The sequence below is a fragment of the Bradyrhizobium sp. 25ACV genome, assembly GCF_054863005.1.
The window spans coordinates 1-483 of sequence record NZ_JAVAYO010000041.1; the positions used below are offsets into that span (position 1 = coordinate 1).

Genomic DNA, 483 nt, shown 5'->3' on the forward strand with positions numbered 1-483 from the left:
ATGGTGCGCAACTCCGCCGATCATGGCCTGGAGACCCCCGCCGAGCGCGTTGCGTCCGGCAAGGGCGAGCAGGGCACTATTCGCCTGTCTGCCTATCACGAGGGCGGCCACATCATCATCTGCATCGCCGACAACGGCCGCGGCCTCAACACCGAGAAGATCAAAGCCAAGGCGATCTCCTCTGGGTTGGTCACCGAGGCCGAGCTCGAGAAGATGAGCGAAGCCCAGATCCACAAGTTCATCTTCGCGCCGGGCTTCTCGACCGCGGCCGCCATCACCTCGGTCTCGGGCCGCGGCGTCGGCATGGACGTGGTGCGCACCAATATCGACCAGATCGGCGGCACCATCGACATCAAGAGCGTCGCCGGCGAGGGCTCCTCGGTCACCATCAAGATCCCGCTGACCTTGGCGATCGTCTCGGCCCTGATCGTCGAAGCCGCCGGCGACCGCTTTGCGATCCCGCAGCTCTCGGTGGTCGAGCTG

The 483-nt window shown here is 65.4% G+C and carries 1 protein-coding gene; it reads left to right on the forward strand.

The window, feature by feature from the left end:
* A partial coding sequence (locus RAD04_RS38475) for a chemotaxis protein CheA (protein WP_461627940.1) occupies window positions 1–483 on the forward strand: 483 nt, incomplete at both ends.